Below are 16,473 nucleotides of genomic sequence, written 5' to 3' on the forward strand. Positions count from 1 at the left end.
AATGGGTCGCGCGGCCGCTGTTACATGAAGTTGACGTAGATTAACGCTATTTAAGTGCGAAGTCGATGGCAAACCGATATCCGTCCGCCCCCAGTCCGCAGATCACGCCGCGCGCGATTCCAGACAAATAAGAGTGGTGCCGGAAGGACTCGCGTTGGTGGATATTCGAAATATGCACCTCCACGAAGGGAATGGCCACCGAGGCGAACGCATCGCGCAGGGCTACGCTGGTATGGGTCAGGCCGCCAGGGTTGATGACGATGAAATCCACGCCTTCGCTACGCGCGGCATGGATGCGGTCGATCAACGCTCCCTCATGGTTACTCTGGAAATATTCCAGAGCCGCGCCGGCCTGGCTGGCCTGTGCGACTGCAGCTTGTTCGATGTCGGCCAGGGTAGTCGTGCCGTACACCGCCGGTTCCCGCGTCCCCAATAGATTGAGGTTGGGGCCGTTCAGCAGCAGTAGCTTTTTCGCCATGGTGAGAGTCTGGTTGCCCGAAAGTCAGGCATTGTGCCGCCTAGCTCAGCTATTGGCAAGCAGTAAAATTGCCAGTCGATAGGAGAAGTTGGCGGCATTATCAATCGTACGATCGTTCGTAATTTTCCGGATCAGGAGTCGAGTTTGGCGAGGTCGGCGCGCAATTCATCGAACTTCAGTTCGCCCAGATAAGTCTTGATCACTTGCCCATCGGCGCCGATCAGCACGGTATACGGCAAGCCGCCATTCGTATTGCCGAATCCGCGCGACAGTTCGGTGCCGCCCATGCCGCCGACGTACAGCGGATAGGTGACGTTCATCTTGGCGGCGAATTCACTCATATTGGTGGGCGAATCGATGCCGATGCCGATCACGTTGAAGCGCTTGCCGCCGTCCTCGCTCGCCAGGTGCGCCAGTTCGGGCATCTCGCGCACGCAGGGACCGCACCAGGTGGCCCAGAAATTGACCAGCAAGGGCTTGCCCTTCCACTGGGCCAGCGGCTGCGGCTTGCCCTCGAGGTCGTTGAGCGACTGTGCATACAGGTTGACGGCGGGGTTGGTGACCTGGCCGTCGCGGGCGACGGTGGTCGGCGTTGCCGGGGCCGGTTTCTTGTAGACCGCCACCAGGGCGCCCATCACGCCGAACAGCGCGGCGACTGCCGCGTAGGCGGCCAGATGTTTCTTGTTCATTCGTCAGCTTCCACTCAGTTTCCGTTTTGCTCGCCAGCGGCGATCAGTGCGCGCAGGCCGGCCATGTCGATGCGCTGCGCCCGACCGTCGGCGCGCGGCTTGAGCGCGCCGCGCAGGTCCTGGTATTCATACAGTTCGGCATGCACCGTTTCCTTCATCCATGGGAAGGACACGGTTTCGACCGGGGCATGGCGGCCCCCCTTGAAATGCGGGGTTTCCGAAATGTCGATATTAACATTACGGTTGAGCAAGTAGATTTCCACCTCCTTGGCGCTGTCGGCGAACAGCTGCAGGTGGATGTCGTCGTGCGCGCCTGCGGTGCCGTTGAGGACGGCGCCGGTGAGATAGGGATTGAAGTCGGCCAGCGCTTCCATCACCTGCAGCGCGGTCGCGCGCAGGTGGGCCAGGCGCTCGGTGTGGGCAGCGCCACCGAACAGGGCCAGGTACTTGCGCACCTCGTCCTCGATTTGGCCGTCGTCGGGCAGCATATTCGGTTTCAAAGGGGTGACGCCCAGCACCTGGCGGGCGGCCTTGCGGCGGGCGGTATCGAGATCGGCGCCGTCCTGCGCGACCAGGCGCGCAGCCAGCAGGGCGATCTCGTTACGCAACTGGAGGAGATCGGTATTCAGATTCGGCATCATGCCTGGGATCATACTCTTGAACGGAAAATGACAGCGGCTCGGGTAGAATCGCGTATTCGTCCATTCATTCCTGGCTAGAACTTTCCATGCACATTCATATCCTCGGCATCTGCGGCACCTTCATGGGCGGCCTGGCCGTCCTGGCCAAGGAGGCGGGTCACCGCGTGACCGGTTGCGACGCCAACGTCTATCCTCCGATGAGCACCCAGCTGGAAGCCCAGGGGATCGAACTGATCCAGGGCTATGGCCCGGAGCAGGTGGCGCTGAACCCCGACCTGTATGTGATCGGGAATGTCATGACGCGCGGCAATCCGCTGATCGAAGAGATCCTGAACCGCGGCCTGCCCTACGTCTCGGGCCCGCAGTGGATCGGCGAACATATTCTGCGCGAAAAATGGGTGCTGGCCGTGGCCGGCACGCACGGCAAGACCACGACCACGTCGATGCTGGCCTGGATCCTGGAAGACGCGGGTTACGCGCCGGGCTTCCTGATCGGCGGCGTGCCGATGAACTTCGGCGTGTCGGCGCGCCTGCACGGCGACCAGCCAAGCGACTTCTTCGTGATCGAGGCCGACGAATACGACACCGCCTTCTTCGACAAGCGCAGCAAGTTCGTGCACTACCATGCCAAGACCGCGGTGCTGAACAACCTGGAATACGACCACGCCGACATCTTCCCCGACATCGGCGCCATCGAAACCCAGTTCCACCACCTGGTGCGCACCGTGCCGGGCGTGGGCCGGCTGGTCGTGAATGGCGATGAAGCGTCGCTCGGCCGCGTGCTGAAACGCGGTTGCTGGAGCGACAAGGAAAGCTTCGGTTCGGCCGACGGCGTCGACTGGGCCATGGTCGAGCATCCGGGCGGCGCCAGTTTCGACGTCCTGTTCAAGGGAGAATTTCAGGGCACCGTGGGTTGGGACCTGACGGGCAAGCACAACCGCTCGAACGCGCTGGCCGCGATCGCCGCCGCGCGCCACGTCGGCGTGCCGACCGCCCAGGCGATCGCGTCGCTGGCGCGTTTCCAGAACGTCAAGCGGCGCATGGAAGTGCGCGGCGTCGTCAACGATATTACGGTGTACGACGATTTCGCCCACCATCCGACGGCGATCGCCACGACGGTCGGCGGCCTGCGCCAGAAGCTGGGAACGGGCGGCCGCATCCTGGCCGTGCTCGAGCCGCGTTCGAACACGATGAAGCTGGGCGCCATGAAGGATGCGCTGCCGGGCAGCCTGAAGGATGCCGACCTGGTGTTCGGCTTCGGCAGCCAGCAGGCGCTGGGCTGGTCGCTGGCCGACGCCTTGACTCCGCTGGGCAAGATTGCGCACAGCTTCGACCAGATCGACTATATGGTGCAGGCCATCGTGCAGCAAGCGCAGCCGGGCGACCACATCCTCGTGATGAGCAATGGCGGCTTTGGCGGCGTGCACCAGAAACTGCTGGACGCGCTGGCGCCATGACGGCCAATCCCTATCTGCTGTATCTGCACGGTTTTCGCTCCTCGCCGCGTTCGTTCAAGGCGCGCGTGGTGCAGGACAAGCTCGCGCAGGCCGGCATGAAGGAGCGCCTGATCTGCCCGCAGCTGCCGGCCTCGCCGAAGGCGGCGATGGATCTTGCACTGGAGCTGGCCGAGCGCCACGCGCCTCACGACCTCGCCATCGTCGGCTCTTCGCTGGGCGGCTTTTATGCATGCTGGCTGGCCGAGCGCCTGGGCGTGCGCGCGGTCGTCATCAATCCTGCGGTCGACCCGACGCGCAACCTGGAAAAGCATGTCGGCGTGACCACCGCCTGGCATTCCGACGAGCCGTTCGAATTCCGCCAGGAGTACATCGGCGAGCTGCAGGCGCTGCGCGTGGCGAATATCACCCGTCCGGAGCGGTACTTCCTGCTGGCCGCGACCGGCGACGAAGTGCTGGACTACCGCGACATGGTGGCCCACTATGCGGGAGCGCGCCAGCACGTGATCGAGGGCAGCGACCATGCGATCCCGGAGTTCCCGCAGTATGTGGACGAGGTGCTGGCGTTTTGCGGTTTTGCGCCGGTGGACGCGGCGCAGTGAGGGGCAAATCGTTACGCCTGGCTGCATGGCAGCCGCATGCGCGCGCGGTGCGCGCGCCGGAAGGCATGCACGACTGGCTGGTCACGCCAGGTTCGCTGACGGCGCGCCTGGTGGCCAGCAGCGCCGCGTTCCGGGTGCGCCGCCTGCACCAGCGCAGCGCCACCTGCCTGGCGGACGAGGCGCAGGCGATCGGCCTGGCGCATCCACGGCGGGCCTGGGAACGCGAAGTGCTGCTGGAGTGCGACGGCGCGCCGGTGGTGTTCGCCCACACGGTGGTGCCGATGGATTGCGATGCCGCCGATTGGCCGCTGTTCTCGGCGCTGGGCGAGCGCTCGCTGGGCACGACCTTGTTCTACGATCCGCTGGTACGGCGTGGACAACTGGAATTCGCGCGCCTGTCTGCCGACCATCCGCTGGTGCGCCGCGCGCACGCGGCGCTCGGCAGGCAAGGCGGCGCCGACACGACTATTTATTACGCGCGGCGCTGCGTCTATCGCCGCCGTCAAGGCCTGCTCCTGGTCACCGAGGTATTCTTGCCCGCGGTATTGGACCTGGGAGCGGCTGCAACCATGAAGAACATTACTTAATATGAACGTATTTTTCGAGGAATCGGGCGACTTCAAGGTCGGCGCCATCCTGTCGCAAGCGGGCGAGGCCTACCAGGTGGAGATGCCGAGCGGTAAGCGCACCAAGGTCAAGACGCGCGACGTGCTGCTGCAGTTCGACAAGCCCGAGCCCCAAGCCTTGCTGGATGCGGCCAAGGCGATCGTTCTTGATGTCGATCTCGACTTCCTGTGGGAAGTCGCGGGACAGGAAGAATTCGGCTTCGCCGAGCTGGGCGCCGAATACTTCGGCCACGCGCCGCTGCCGCACGAAGCCGCCGGCCTGGTGCTGGCCCTGCATGGCTCCCCCATCTATTTCTACAAGAAGGGCCGTGGCCGCTACAAGGCGGCGCCGGAACAGTCGCTCAAGGCCGCGCTGGCCGGCATCGAAAAGAAAAAGCAGCAGGCCATCGTCCAGGCCGGCTATGTGGAAGAGCTGAAGGCGGGCAAGCTACCCGCTTCGATGCAGCAGATCGTGCACCAGCTGCTGTTCAAGCCCGACAAGAACACCATCGAATACAAGGCTTTCGAGACGGCGGCCGGCGAACTGCAGACCAGCGCGCCGCGCCTGATGCTGGACGTCGGCGGCCTGGCTTCGCCGAAAGAGCTGCACATGGGCCGCTTCCTGTTCGAGCACTTCCCGCGCGGCGCAGGTTTCGCGCCGGTGGAGATCCCGAAGGCGCCGGGCGACCTGCCGCTGGCCAATGTTGCCGCCTTCTCGATCGACGACGTCACCACCACCGAGATCGACGACGCCTTCTCGGTCGTGCGCCTGGATGACGGGAGCGTGCAGGTCGGCATCCACATCGCCGCGCCGGGCCTGGGCATCCGCCCGGACGACGCGATCGACAAGATCGCGCGCGCGCGCATGTCGACCGTGTATATGCCGGGCGACAAGATCACCATGCTGCCGGACGAGGTGGTCAACGCCTTCACCCTCGCGGAAGGCAACGATTGCCCGGCCTTGTCGCTGTACGCCGTGCTCGATCCGAGCGACTGGAGCCTCAAGTCGACCACGACCCGCGCCGAGCGCGTGCCGATCAAGAACAACCTGCGCCACAACGACCTCGATCACGTGGTCAATGAAGAGACGCTCGAGAGCGGCGCGGGCGACTATCCGCACAAGGACGAACTGGGCCTGCTGTGGAAGTGGGCGCTGCAGCTGGAAGCGGGCCGCATGAAGAAGCGCGAAGCCTTCGGCCTCAAGCCGGAACAGGCGAACCGGGTCGACTTCAATTTCTACGTCGAGGACGACGTGGTCTCGATCGTGCGCCGCAAGCGCGGCGCACCGCTGGACAAGATCGTGGCCGAGCTGATGATCTTCGCCAACAGCACCTGGGGCAAGCTGCTGCACGACTCGGGCGTGCCCGGCATCTACCGTTCGCAGACGCCGGGCGCCGGCGGCTGGGCCGCCAAGATGCAGGTGCGCATGGTCACGCACGCGGCGCCGCACCAGGGCCTGGGCGTGGACCAGTATGCCTGGAGCACCTCGCCGCTGCGCCGCTACACCGACCTGGTCAACCAGTGGCAGATCCTGGCCGCCGCCGAGCACGGCGTGACGGCGCCGCTGGTGGCTCCCTTTAAACACCGCGATGCGACCCTGTTCGCGATCGTCTCGAGCTTCGACGCGGCCTATTCGGCGTATAACGACTTCCAGCAGAACATGGAGCGCTACTGGTGCCTGCGCTGGCTGGGGCAGGAGAACGTGAAGCAGGCCGACGCCGTCGTGCTCAAGGACGAACTGGTGCGCCTGGTCGACGTGCCGCTGGTGGTGCGCCTGACCGGCATGCCCCAGGTGGCGCGCGGCGCCCAGGTGAAACTCGACATCGTGCGCTGGGACGAGATCGACCTGCAGCTCGAAGCGCGCCTGCTCGAGGTGGCGTCGGCCGAACCGGACGCGTCGCTCGACTACGAGGAAGAAGCGGACACCGGCGAAGCGGCGGTGGCCGAAGTGGTCGAGGCCGAAGGCGCGGTGGCGGCGGTCGATACCGGCGATGCGCCGCAGCCGGCGCCGGCGTCGGCGCAATAATAGGTGGAATGATATGCGGACCGTGGTGGACGGTTGCACCGTTCACCACACCTGTTATCGAAGCAACCACGTTCCGCATCCTCCGCATTGTTCGGCCTCCCTCATCCGTTCGCGCCGGGTTAGAATGGATCAATTCTCTGATTCAATTGCCCCACCAGGCCACCCGTAGCGCGTGAAGTCCTTTCTCCAACACCGTCCCCTGATGATCGCCCTGGCCGTATCGGTGGCAGCCCACGCGGGCCTGCTGGCGCTGCGCTTCGCCGCGCCAGAGGCGTTTCGCCACCAGCCGGCCGATCCGGGACTGGAAGTGGTGCTGGTCAATGCCAGGCACGACCGGGCGCCAGCCAAGGCCGACGCGCTGGCCCAGGCCAACCTGGACGGTGGCGGGACGGCGGAGGCGGGCCGCGCCAAGTCGCCGCTGCCCGACCTGCGCAAGGTCGAGGACGGCGACAGCATCAAGGCCCTGCAGCGCCGCATCGCCGAACTCGAGCGCCTGCAGCAGAACGTGCTGACGCGCGCGCGCAGCGGCGGCAATTTCACCGCCCCGCCGGTGACCGAGCGCGACAAGCCCGATCCGACCCGCACGGGTAGCGACAACATCGACACCGCGCGCGCCATTTCGCGCACCAGCGCCGAGATCTTCGAGCGCATCGAAGAAGAAAACCGCCGCCCCAAGCGCACGCAAATCACGCCCAGCACGCGCCAGGTCGGCTACGCGCTGTACTACAAGGCGATGCAAAAGCGCATCGAGGAAGTCGGCACGCTGAATTTCCCGCAGCAGGCCGGCCGCAAGCTGTATGGCGATCTGGTGGTCTACATCCCCGTGTTCCAGGACGGCACCCTGTACCTGGGCGATGGCGGCCCGCGCGTCGAACGCAGCTCGGGCAATCCGGCCCTCGACAAGGCGGCGCTCGAGATCGTGCGCCGCTCGGCCCCGTTCGGCGCCTTCCCGGCCAATATGCGCACCCAGGGCAAGGACGACCTGTGGGAAGTGTTCACCCGTTTCCGTTTCACCCGTGAGGACAAGATGCAGGCAACCCTTGGAGAAGCCGCCAAATGAGCCGCCCTGTGACCGATAAATATTGCGTCATCGGCAATCCGATCGCCCACAGCAAATCCCCGCAGATCCACGCCGCCTACGCGCAGCAGACCGGCCAGGAACTGACGTATGAGCGCTGCCTGGCGCCGCTGGACGGCTTCGAGGCCACCGTGCGGCGCCTGGTCGCCGAAGGTTATCGGGGCGCCAACGTCACCGTGCCGTTCAAGCTCGACGCGGCGCGGCTGGCGACCCGGCTGGCGCCGCGCGCCCAGGCGGCGGGCGCCGTGAACACCCTGATCTTCGAACACGGCGAGATCGTCGGCGACAACACCGACGGCCCCGGCCTGGTGGCCGACATCGTGCGCAATGCCGGCGTGTCGCTGGCCGATAAACGCATCCTGCTACTGGGCGCCGGCGGCGCCGCGCGCGGCGCGCTGCTGCCGCTCCTGACGGAAAACCCGCGCCAGATCGTCATCGCCAACCGCACGCTGGCGACCGCCGAACGGCTGGCGGCCGATTTCGCGGCGCACGCGCAGCAACTGGCCGTGAGCGGCTTCGCCGACGTGGAAGGCGGCTTCGATGTCGTCATCAACGCCACCTCGGCCAGCCTGGCGGCCGACGTGCCGCCGGTGCCGCCATCGGTATTTGGCCCCGGCGTGCTGGCGCTGGACATGATGTACGGGAAGGAGCCGACCGTGTTCATGGCATTCGCCGCGCGCCATGGCGCGACCGTGCGTGACGGCCTGGGCATGCTGGTCGAGCAGGCGGCCGAGGCCTTCCTGCTGTGGCGCGGCGTGCGGCCGGAGACGAACGCCGTGCTGGCCGCGATGCGCCAGGCAGGCTGACCATGGCCAAGTCGCGCAAGGCCGCGCCGACCGGGCGCCGCTGGATCAAGTGGATCTTCCTGGCCCCGTTGCTGCTGGTGCTGCTGGTCCAGCTGTATTTCTTCGCCATGGTGTGCTGGTATTCCCAGTTCAATCCCGGCTCGACCAGCTTCATGCGTGAACAGCTGTCCCAGCTGCGCGAAAAGAATCCGGACGCGACCCTCAAGCACCAGTGGGTGCCGTACGAACGCATCTCGCGCAACCTGAAGCGCGCGGTGGTGGCCTCGGAAGACGCCAACTTCAGCGTGCATGGCGGCGTGGACTGGGAAGCGATCGAACGCGCCTACGAGCGCAACCAGCGGCGCAGCAAGGTGGTCGGCGGCGGCTCGACCATCACCCAGCAACTGGCCAAGAACCTGTTCCTGTCCGGCTCGCGCAGCATGTTCCGCAAGGGCCAGGAGCTGGTGATTGCCTATATGCTGGAAACGGTGATGAGCAAGGAGCGCATCCTCGAGCTCTACCTGAACGTGGTCGAATTCGGGCGCGGCGTGTTCGGCGCCGAGGCGGCGGCGCGCTACTACTACAAGACGTCGGCTGCCAATCTGAGCCCGGCCCAGGCCGCCCGGCTGGCGGTGATGCTGCCCAATCCGCGCTATTACGACAAGCACCGCTCGACCAGTTACCTGCAGCGGCGCACCAACGCCATCCTGCGCCAGATGCGCTTCGCCGAGGTGCCTTGACGCGAAATGTCGTTACTGAGTTGGCTCAGTGCACGGCGAGCGGTTACACTTGCGCTAATTTTTCTCCCCCCGGCCAGAAAATAGCGAACGAGACCCCAGCGCATGATCAACGTATTTGTCCTACAGAATGGCCGCCTGAACCAGGCAACGATCGCTTCCCGGGAAGACCTGGAGAACGTCGCGCCGGTGTGGGTCGACCTGACCGACCCGGACGAGGAAGAGCGCACCTGGGTCAAGGCCAGGTATGGCGTGACCCTGCCGGGCGAGGACGAAGTCCAGGACATCGAAGCCTCGGCGCGCTACTACGAGGCCGAAAACGGCGACCTGCACCTGCGCACCGACTTCCTGCTCGAGGAAGAAGACGGCCCGTCGCGGGTGGTGACGGTGGCCTTCATCCTGTCCGGCAAAATCCTGTTCTCGGTCCATAACGACGACCTGCCCGTGTTCCGCCTGGTGCGCATGCGCGCGCGTTCGCGGCCCGGCTCGATCGAAGACTATATGGACGTGCTGCTCGACCTGTACGCGACCGACGCCGAATATTCGGCCGACGCGCTGGAAGGCATCTACGAAAGCCTCGAAGAAGTCTCGACCCGCGTGCTGCAGAAGGAATTCACCGACCAGGACGCGGCCGCCGCGCTGAACGCCATCGCCCACGAGGAAGACTTGAACGGCCGCATCCGCCGCAACATGATGGATACCCGGCGCGCGGTCAGCTTCCTGATGCGCGGCCGGCTGCTCAACTCCGACCAGTTCGAGGAAGCGCGCCAGATCCTGCGCGACATCGAGTCGCTCGACGGCCACACGTCCTTCCTGTTCGACAAGGTGAACTTCCTGATGGACGCCACCGTCGGCTTCATCAACATCAACCAGAACAAGATCATCAAGATCTTCTCGGTGGCCTCGGTCGCCTTCCTGCCGCCGACCCTGATCGCCAGCCTGTACGGCATGAACTTCGCCCTGATGCCGGAACTGAACTGGCGCTTCGGCTATCCGTTCGCGATCGCCCTGATGGCGGCCAGCGCGGTGGCGCCGCTGCTGTACTTCCGCCGGCGCGGCTGGTTGAAGTAATCCGGCAATGAAAAACGGCGCACCTCGGTGCGCCGTGTTGTTTTGCGTCGAGCGTGCTTAGCCGATGCGCTTGAACACGCGCCGCGCAGCCTCGATCGTGGCGTCGATCACGGCGTCGTCGTGCTGGATCGACACGAAGCCCGCTTCGAACATGGCCGGCGCGAAGTACACGCCTTCTTCGAGCATGCCGTGGAAGAAGCGGTTGAAGCGCTCCTTGTCGCCCGCCATCATCTCGCTGTAGCTGGACGGGACGTCCTTCGAGAAGTAGAAGCCGAACATGCCGCCCACCGAGTCGCCGCAGAAATCGATGCCGGCTTCCTGCGCGGCCGCCGTCAGGCCCGTCACCAGGCGGTCGGCCGTCGCCGTCAGCTGCTCGTAGAAGCCTTCTTCCTGGATCAGCTTCAGGGTGGTCATGCCGGCCGCCACCGCCACCGGGTTGCCCGACAGCGTGCCGGCCTGGTACACCGGACCGATCGGGGCCATCTTCTGCATCAGGTCCGCGCGCCCGCCGAAGGCCGCCACCGGCATGCCGCCGCCGATCACCTTGCCCAGCGCGGTCAGGTCGGGGGTGATGCCGTACATGCCCTGGGCGCCTTCGAGGCCCACGCGGAAGCCGCACATCACCTCGTCGAAGATCAGCACCGCGCCATGCTCGGTGCACAGTTCGCGCATGCGCTGCAGGAATTCCGGGGTGGCGCGGATCAGGTTCATATTGCCGGCCACCGGCTCCACGATCACGCAGGCGATGGTGTCGCCCATCGAGGCGAAGGCGTCTTCCAGTTGCGGGACATTGTTGTAGTCGAGCACCAGGGTGTGCTTGACGAAGTCTTCCGGCACGCCGGCCGAGGTCGGGTTGCCGAAGGTCAGCAGGCCGCTGCCGGCCTTCACCAGCAGCGAATCGGCGTGGCCGTGGTAGCAGCCTTCGAACTTGACGATCTTGTCGCGGCCGGTGGCGCCGCGCGCCAGGCGCAGTGCGCTCATGGTGGCCTCGGTGCCGGACGAGACCAGGCGCACCTGTTCGATCGACGGCAGCAGGCGGCAGATTTCCTCGGCGATCTCGATCTCGCCTTCTGTCGGCGCGCCGAAAGATAGACCGTTAGCAGCAGCGGCCTGCACCGCCTTGACCACTTCGGACCTGGCGTGGCCGAGGATGGCCGGGCCCCAGGAGCCGATGTAGTCGATGTAGCGCTTGCCGTCGGCGTCCCAGAAATACGGGCCCTGGGCGCGCTCGATGAAGCGCGGGGTGCCGCCCACCGAGCGGAAGGCGCGCACCGGAGAATTGACGCCGCCAGGGGTCGATTGCTGGGCGCGGGCGAACAGGATGTCGTTGCGCGAGGTGGATTGTTCAGTGGTCATGATGGCTGCTTCGTGATTGAAAAGAACCCGTCCGCGCAGCGGGGCTAGGGACGGAAGAATTTACTGGGAATGAACTTGCCCATGCCGAAGCGCTGCGCATGCTCGAGCGCGCCGGTGGTGTATTCCTGAGCCAGGGCCAGCGCCTGCGGCGCGTCCATGCCGCGCGCCAGGCAGGCGGTGAAGGCCGCCGAATAGGTGTTGCCGGCGCCCAGGAAGGGGCCGGGCAGGTGCTGCCAGTCGACCCGCGCGACTTCGCCGCCGGCGTCGTACAGGCGGTTCGAGCAGCCGCCGTGTTCGTCGCGGCTGCCGGTCACCAGCACGTAGTGCAGGCCGCTCGAGGTAAGCTCGGCCACGTCTTCTTCGAGGTCGCCGTCCTTGCGCTCGGCGCCATCGCGCCACAGCTCGGCCATGCGGCCCAGTTCGGACTGGGACAGGATCAGGGCGGTGGCCTGCGGCGCCAGGATCGAGCGCAGCGCGGACAGCATTTCCTCGTCGCCCAGGCCGGCGTCGGGCAGGGCCGACAGGAAGGGGTCGAGGACCAGCGGCGCGTCCGGGTAGTCGGACACGATCTCGGCGATCGCGGCCAGGTGCAGGGCCGAGCCGACGGCGCCGACCTTGAAGGCGGCGATCGGCATGTCTTCCAGCAAGGTGCGCGCCTGCTCGGCCATCCAGTCGCTGTCGAGCTCGTACATATTCTCGATGCGGGCACTGTCCGCGACCAGCAGGCCGGCGATGGCCGATAGCCCGTGGCATCCGAGGGCGGCGAACGCGGCGCAATCCGCCTGCACGCCGATGGCGCCGACGGGATCGCAGACGCCGAAGCTCAGGATGAGGGGGAACGTTTGGTTTTGCACGTCGGGTAGATTAAGATGCCGGATTCCGATTCCACATTTTACTAGATACAAGGACCAATACTGTGAGTACCGAATCCACCGCGCCTTTCCAGACCTGGATGTGCCTGATTTGTGGCTGGGTCTATGACGAGGCTGTCGGTGCACCCGACGATGGCATCGCTCCCGGCACGCGCTGGGCCGACGTACCGATGAACTGGACTTGCCCGGAGTGCGGCGCGCGCAAGGACGACTTCGAGATGACGGCAATCTGAAGCAATAATCATGCAATAAAGATCACAATGTGATCAGCTTGCTAATGGCATCTCGTCCACTCCCGGGATGCCATATCAGGGAGTAGTTGACTCCCTGCAACACTTTGCGCACAAGAAAGATGCGCTGTGCTATCGTGGCGCTTCAAGCCGAAGTGAAACGAAAATGACGACATCGCCGCAATCCACGGCCCTGACCATCATGGTGATCGACGACAGCAGCACGATCCGCCGCTCCGCCGAGATTTTCCTGAACCAGGCCGGTTACCAGGTGGTGTTGGCCGATGACGGCTTCGACGCCCTGGCCAAGATCAACGACCATCATCCGGCGCTGGTGTTCTGCGACATTCTGATGCCGCGCCTGGACGGTTACCAGACCTGCGCCCTGATCAAGAAGAGCGCGCGCTTTCGCGCGACGCCGGTGCTGATGCTGTCGTCCAAGGATGGCCTGTTCGACCGCGCGCGCGGCGCGATGGTCGGCGCCAGCGCCTATCTCACCAAACCCTTTACCAAAGACAGCCTGCTGGCGGCCGTGCGCGAGCACGCCATGCCCCAGGACTGACATCCATACGAGCCGGAGCCGTAAGTGGCCATCAACAAGATCCTCATCGTCGACGATTCCCCGACCGAACGCCTGTACCTGACCGACATCCTGGTGAAGAACGGCTTTGCCGTCAGCACCGCCGTGAATGGCGACGAAGCGATCGAGCGCATCCGCGCCGAGCGCCCCGAACTGATCCTCATGGACGTGGTCATGCCGGGCAGTAACGGCTTCCAGGTGACGCGCGCCATCGCGCGCGATCCGGAGCTGGCGGCGCTGCCGGTCATCATCTGCAGCAGCAAGAACCAGGAAACCGACCGCATCTGGGGCCTGCGCCAGGGCGCCAGGGACTACCTGGTCAAACCGGTCGATCCCGAGCGCCTGCTGGCCAGCATCGCGGCCGTGGCGACCGCCGGCGGCGTGAGCGCATGACCAGCGCGGCGGGCGACGGCAAGGAGCGTGAAGAGAGCGGCCGGCGCGATCCCGCGGCGCGCCGTACCCGCCTGCGCCTGTACCAGGAGCAGCTGCTGGAAAAGATGCAGGCGGCCCGCACCGGCGCCGGCGGCAATGCCGGCCAGCTGGGCCTGGCGATCGGGGCCACGCGCTACCTGGTCGACCTGCTCGAGGTCGGCGAGATCGTCTCCCCCGCGCCCCTGACCGTCGTTCCGCTGACCCAGCCCTGGTACCTGGGCCTGGCCAATGTGCGCGGCAGCCTGCTGGGCGTGATCGACCTGGCGCGCTACCTGGGCGAGGAAGCATCGCCCGATGGCCCCGCGACGCCGCGCCTGGTGGTGTTCGCACCGCATCTCGGCTTCAACTGCGCCTTGCTGGCCTCGAACGTCCACGGACTGCGCCAGGCCGGCGCGATGGAGCGCGTGGGCGACGTCCTGCGCGACGCCGACGGCAACACATGGACGCCGCTGTCGCTGGCGGCGCTGGTGCGGGAAGAGCGTTTCCTGCGGGTTGCAGGCTAACTCGCAGCCTAACTCGCACGCTAACAACAACCACACTTACAGCAGGAACAGGGAGCAGCAATGGGATTCGCTTCGAAACTGACCACGAACTTCTTCGCGAAGGGCGACGCCGCCCTGGCGCCGGCGCCGGCCGGCGAATCCCCTTCGGCGCCGCATCCGGATGCGGGCGGTTCGGCCGCCGCGGCCGCGCGCCGGCTCGGGGGCTTTCGCAGCCGCAGCGCGAGCGAGGCGATGGCGGCGGAAAGCGCCGACGACCTGCGCGCCGTCCCGATCGGCGCGCAGTTCCAGCCCAGCCGCCTGAACCTGCTGCTCGGCGCCTTCGTGGGCGGCGTGCTGCTGACCATGCTGGCGGCCTGGCAGAATTCGGCGTTTGACGCCCGCCTGGCCGGCCAGAGCCAGGTGACCGGCGACGCCGTGATGCACTCCCAGCGTTTCGCCAAGGCCGCGCCGATCGCGCTGCGCGGCGACGCCGCCGCCTTCGACCAGCTCGAAGACAGCCGCGCCCAGCTGGGCCGCGAACTGGACCTGCTGGCGCGCGGCGGCCAGTCGCCGACCGGGCGCATCCCGGCCGCCAGCGGAGCGCGCGCGCAAGAGCTGCAAAAGGCGATCGTGCTGTGGAACGCCTCGTCCAGGGCGGCCGCCAGCATCATCGCCAACAAGCGCAACCTGCTGGCCTTCGGCGTCAGCCTGCGCCAGTATGAAGAAGTGGGGCCGGAGCTGACCGCGATCGCCGAGCGCCTGCAAAAGGACGCGTCGAGCGACGCCCGGCGCCAGGTGGCGGCGCTGAGCATGCAGTCGCTGGCCCAGCGCCTGTCGGCCGGCACCCAGACCTTCACCACCCCGGGCTCGGCCCAGAACGCGGTGACCTACATCATGGGCGACATCGAGTCGCTGAGCGCGATCATCGACGGCCTGCTCGATGGCGGCGGCAAGCTGGGGCTGGCGCCGCTGACCGATCTCGAACAGCGCATGCGCCTGGCGCGCACCCGCGACAGCTTCGACGAGTACGTCAAGACCATCACCCCGCTGCTGGGCAACCTGACCAACTACGCCAGCGCGCGCGCCGCCGAGCGCGTGATCTCGCGCGACAGCGAACAGCTGCGCGTCATGCTGGCGGAGCTGCACCACGACTACCAGCGCGACCAGGCCGGCGCCAGCGGCTGGTTCTGGCTGACGGTCGCCGCCGCCCTGTTCACCCTGGTCGCGGCGCTGGGCATCTCGCGCACCATGCTGCAGGACGCCGCCGCCCGTGCGCGCGCCGCCGAGGAACGCCGCCGCGAAGCGGAAACGATGCGCCAGCTGGCCCAGGCCAAGGAAGAAGAAGCCAAGGCCACCAACGACCAGAACCAGGCCGCGATCCTGCGCCTGATGAACGAGCTGCAAGAGGTGGCGGACGGCGACCTGACGGTGCAGGCCACGGTGTCGGAAGACATCACCGGCGCGATCGCCGACTCGGTCAACTACACGGTCGAGGAATTGCGCGAGCTGGTGGTGCGCGTCATCAAGACCTCGGAACAGGTGGCGCGCGCCTCGAACGGCGCGCAGCAGGTCTCGACCGAGCTCCTGGGCGCGGCCGAGCGGCAGTCGCGCGAGATCCAGGACGCGTCCAGCACCACCATGCGCCTGGCCGGCCTGATCACCGACGTGTCGCGCTCGGCCCTGGAATCGGCCGACGTGGCGCGCCAGTCGGTGGCGGCGGCGGAGCAGGGCGCGACCGCGGTGCAGAACGCGATTCGCGGCATGCAGGAGATCCGCGAGCAGATCCAGGAAACCTCGAAGCGCATCAAGCGCCTGGGCGAATCGTCGCAGGAGATCGGCGAGATCACCGAGCTGATCTCGGACATTACCGAGCAGACCAACGTGCTGGCGCTGAACGCCGCGATCCAGGCCGCATCGGCCGGCGAGGCCGGTCGCGGCTTCTCGGTGGTGGCGGAAGAGGTGCAGCGCCTGGCGGAACGCTCGGGCGAGGCGGCCAAGCAGATCGGCGCGCTGGTGCGCACCATCCAGACCGACACCCACGACGCGGTGGCGGCCATGGAAAAATCGACCCAGGGCGTGGTCGAGGGCGCGCGCCTGTCGGACGCCGCCGGCGCCGCGCTGTCGGACATCTCGCGCGTGTCGAACCGCCTCGGTGAACTGATCGGGGACATGTCGCACGCCACCGAGCGCCAGGCCAGCAAGGCAACCGGCGTGGCCGACAAGATGCAGGAGATCCTGTCGGTGACCGAGCATACCCAGCAGGGCACGCGCCAGACCGCACAGTCGATTCATGAACTGGCCACCCTGGCCCAGGAGCTCAAGGATTCGGTGTCGCGCTTCCGCGTGGTATCCTGA

General features: G+C 66.3%; 18 protein-coding genes. 13 read left to right on the plus strand and 5 right to left on the minus strand.

The features are described from left to right. Nucleotides 1-46: 46 nt before the first annotated feature. The 3 genes from aroQ to ABIB42_RS20915 form a co-directional block, all read right to left on the minus strand. Entirely contained in the window at nucleotides 47-478 is a 432-nt protein-coding gene (aroQ, locus tag ABIB42_RS20905) for a type II 3-dehydroquinate dehydratase (RefSeq protein WP_005665284.1), read from the minus strand. Nucleotides 479-609: 131 nt separating this feature from the next. Continuing rightward, nucleotides 610-1,167, minus strand: coding sequence for a TlpA family protein disulfide reductase (locus tag ABIB42_RS20910; RefSeq protein ID WP_184236896.1), 558 nt, complete (start codon nucleotides 1,165-1,167; stop codon nucleotides 610-612). Nucleotides 1,168-1,181: 14 nt separating this feature from the next. Next, on the minus strand, nucleotides 1,182-1,808 hold the full coding sequence (locus ABIB42_RS20915) for a hypothetical protein (RefSeq protein WP_005665287.1): 627 nt from the start codon (nucleotides 1,806-1,808) through the stop codon (nucleotides 1,182-1,184). A gap of 86 nt (nucleotides 1,809-1,894) precedes the next feature. On the opposite strand from ABIB42_RS20915, the gene mpl reads away from it, so the two are divergent. From mpl to corA, 8 genes are all read left to right on the plus strand, one after another. After that, complete coding sequence (gene mpl / locus ABIB42_RS20920) at nucleotides 1,895-3,265, plus strand: UDP-N-acetylmuramate:L-alanyl-gamma-D-glutamyl-meso-diaminopimelate ligase (RefSeq protein ID WP_184236899.1); 1,371 nt, start codon at nucleotides 1,895-1,897, stop codon at nucleotides 3,263-3,265. Beyond that, nucleotides 3,262-3,864 carry a YqiA/YcfP family alpha/beta fold hydrolase gene (locus tag ABIB42_RS20925; RefSeq protein ID WP_429248938.1) on the plus strand — a complete coding sequence of 201 codons (603 nt, stop codon included), beginning with the start codon at nucleotides 3,262-3,264 and terminating at the stop codon, nucleotides 3,862-3,864. Before mpl ends, ABIB42_RS20925 begins: the two co-directional genes overlap by 4 nt. Next, a complete protein-coding gene (locus tag ABIB42_RS20930) occupies nucleotides 3,861-4,451 on the plus strand; it encodes a chorismate--pyruvate lyase family protein (protein WP_429248939.1) in 591 nt (196 codons plus the stop codon). Before ABIB42_RS20925 ends, ABIB42_RS20930 begins: the two co-directional genes overlap by 4 nt. A gap of 1 nt (nucleotide 4,452) precedes the next feature. Next, nucleotides 4,453-6,495: a ribonuclease catalytic domain-containing protein gene (locus tag ABIB42_RS20935; protein ID WP_429248940.1), complete on the plus strand. Its 2,043-nt coding sequence runs from the start codon at nucleotides 4,453-4,455 to the stop codon at nucleotides 6,493-6,495. Nucleotides 6,496-6,697: 202 nt separating this feature from the next. Next, nucleotides 6,698-7,555 (plus strand): TonB C-terminal domain-containing protein, encoded by an 858-nt coding sequence (locus tag ABIB42_RS20940; RefSeq protein WP_071361387.1) that lies wholly within the window; start codon nucleotides 6,698-6,700, stop codon nucleotides 7,553-7,555. Then, nucleotides 7,552-8,379, plus strand: a complete 828-nt coding sequence (gene aroE, locus ABIB42_RS20945; protein ID WP_184236912.1) for a shikimate dehydrogenase — start codon at nucleotides 7,552-7,554, stop codon at nucleotides 8,377-8,379. Before ABIB42_RS20940 ends, aroE begins: the two co-directional genes overlap by 4 nt. 2 nt (nucleotides 8,380-8,381) lie before the next feature. Continuing rightward, a complete protein-coding gene (mtgA, locus tag ABIB42_RS20950; protein WP_005665294.1) occupies nucleotides 8,382-9,098 on the plus strand; it encodes a monofunctional biosynthetic peptidoglycan transglycosylase in 717 nt (238 codons plus the stop codon). Between the two features lie 102 nt (nucleotides 9,099-9,200). Then, nucleotides 9,201-10,166, plus strand: coding sequence for a magnesium/cobalt transporter CorA (gene corA, locus ABIB42_RS20955; RefSeq protein ID WP_005665296.1), 966 nt, complete (start codon nucleotides 9,201-9,203; stop codon nucleotides 10,164-10,166). A 57-nt stretch (nucleotides 10,167-10,223) separates the two neighbouring features. Here the strand turns inward: corA and hemL are convergent, their stop codons facing one another. Together hemL and thiD are read right to left on the minus strand one after the other, a co-directional pair. Further along, a complete protein-coding gene (gene hemL / locus ABIB42_RS20960; protein ID WP_005665299.1) occupies nucleotides 10,224-11,522 on the minus strand; it encodes a glutamate-1-semialdehyde 2,1-aminomutase in 1,299 nt (432 codons plus the stop codon). Nucleotides 11,523-11,566: 44 nt separating this feature from the next. After that, complete coding sequence (thiD, locus tag ABIB42_RS20965; protein ID WP_219861325.1) at nucleotides 11,567-12,376, minus strand: bifunctional hydroxymethylpyrimidine kinase/phosphomethylpyrimidine kinase; 810 nt, start codon at nucleotides 12,374-12,376, stop codon at nucleotides 11,567-11,569. A 98-nt stretch (nucleotides 12,377-12,474) separates the two neighbouring features. On the opposite strand from thiD, the gene ABIB42_RS20970 reads away from it, so the two are divergent. The 5 genes from ABIB42_RS20970 (at nucleotide 12,475) to ABIB42_RS20990 (ending at nucleotide 16,473) form a co-directional block, all read left to right on the plus strand. Continuing rightward, nucleotides 12,475-12,627 (plus strand): rubredoxin, encoded by a 153-nt coding sequence (locus tag ABIB42_RS20970; RefSeq protein WP_040775196.1) that lies wholly within the window; start codon nucleotides 12,475-12,477, stop codon nucleotides 12,625-12,627. 163 nt (nucleotides 12,628-12,790) lie between these two features. After that, nucleotides 12,791-13,186 (plus strand): response regulator, encoded by a 396-nt coding sequence (locus ABIB42_RS20975; protein ID WP_005665305.1) that lies wholly within the window; start codon nucleotides 12,791-12,793, stop codon nucleotides 13,184-13,186. A 24-nt stretch (nucleotides 13,187-13,210) separates the two neighbouring features. Further along, a complete protein-coding gene (locus tag ABIB42_RS20980; protein ID WP_273027882.1) occupies nucleotides 13,211-13,597 on the plus strand; it encodes a response regulator in 387 nt (128 codons plus the stop codon). Continuing rightward, a complete protein-coding gene (locus ABIB42_RS20985; protein WP_273161912.1) occupies nucleotides 13,594-14,139 on the plus strand; it encodes a chemotaxis protein CheW in 546 nt (181 codons plus the stop codon). The genes ABIB42_RS20980 and ABIB42_RS20985 overlap by 4 nt, the downstream gene beginning before the upstream one ends. Before the next feature lie 60 nt (nucleotides 14,140-14,199). Then, on the plus strand, nucleotides 14,200-16,473 hold the full coding sequence (locus ABIB42_RS20990) for a methyl-accepting chemotaxis protein (protein ID WP_429248941.1): 2,274 nt from the start codon (nucleotides 14,200-14,202) through the stop codon (nucleotides 16,471-16,473).

The sequence above is a fragment of the Massilia sp. UYP32 genome (genome assembly GCF_050434365.1).
GTDB classification, from domain to species: Bacteria; Pseudomonadota; Gammaproteobacteria; order Burkholderiales; family Burkholderiaceae_D; genus Telluria; species Telluria timonae.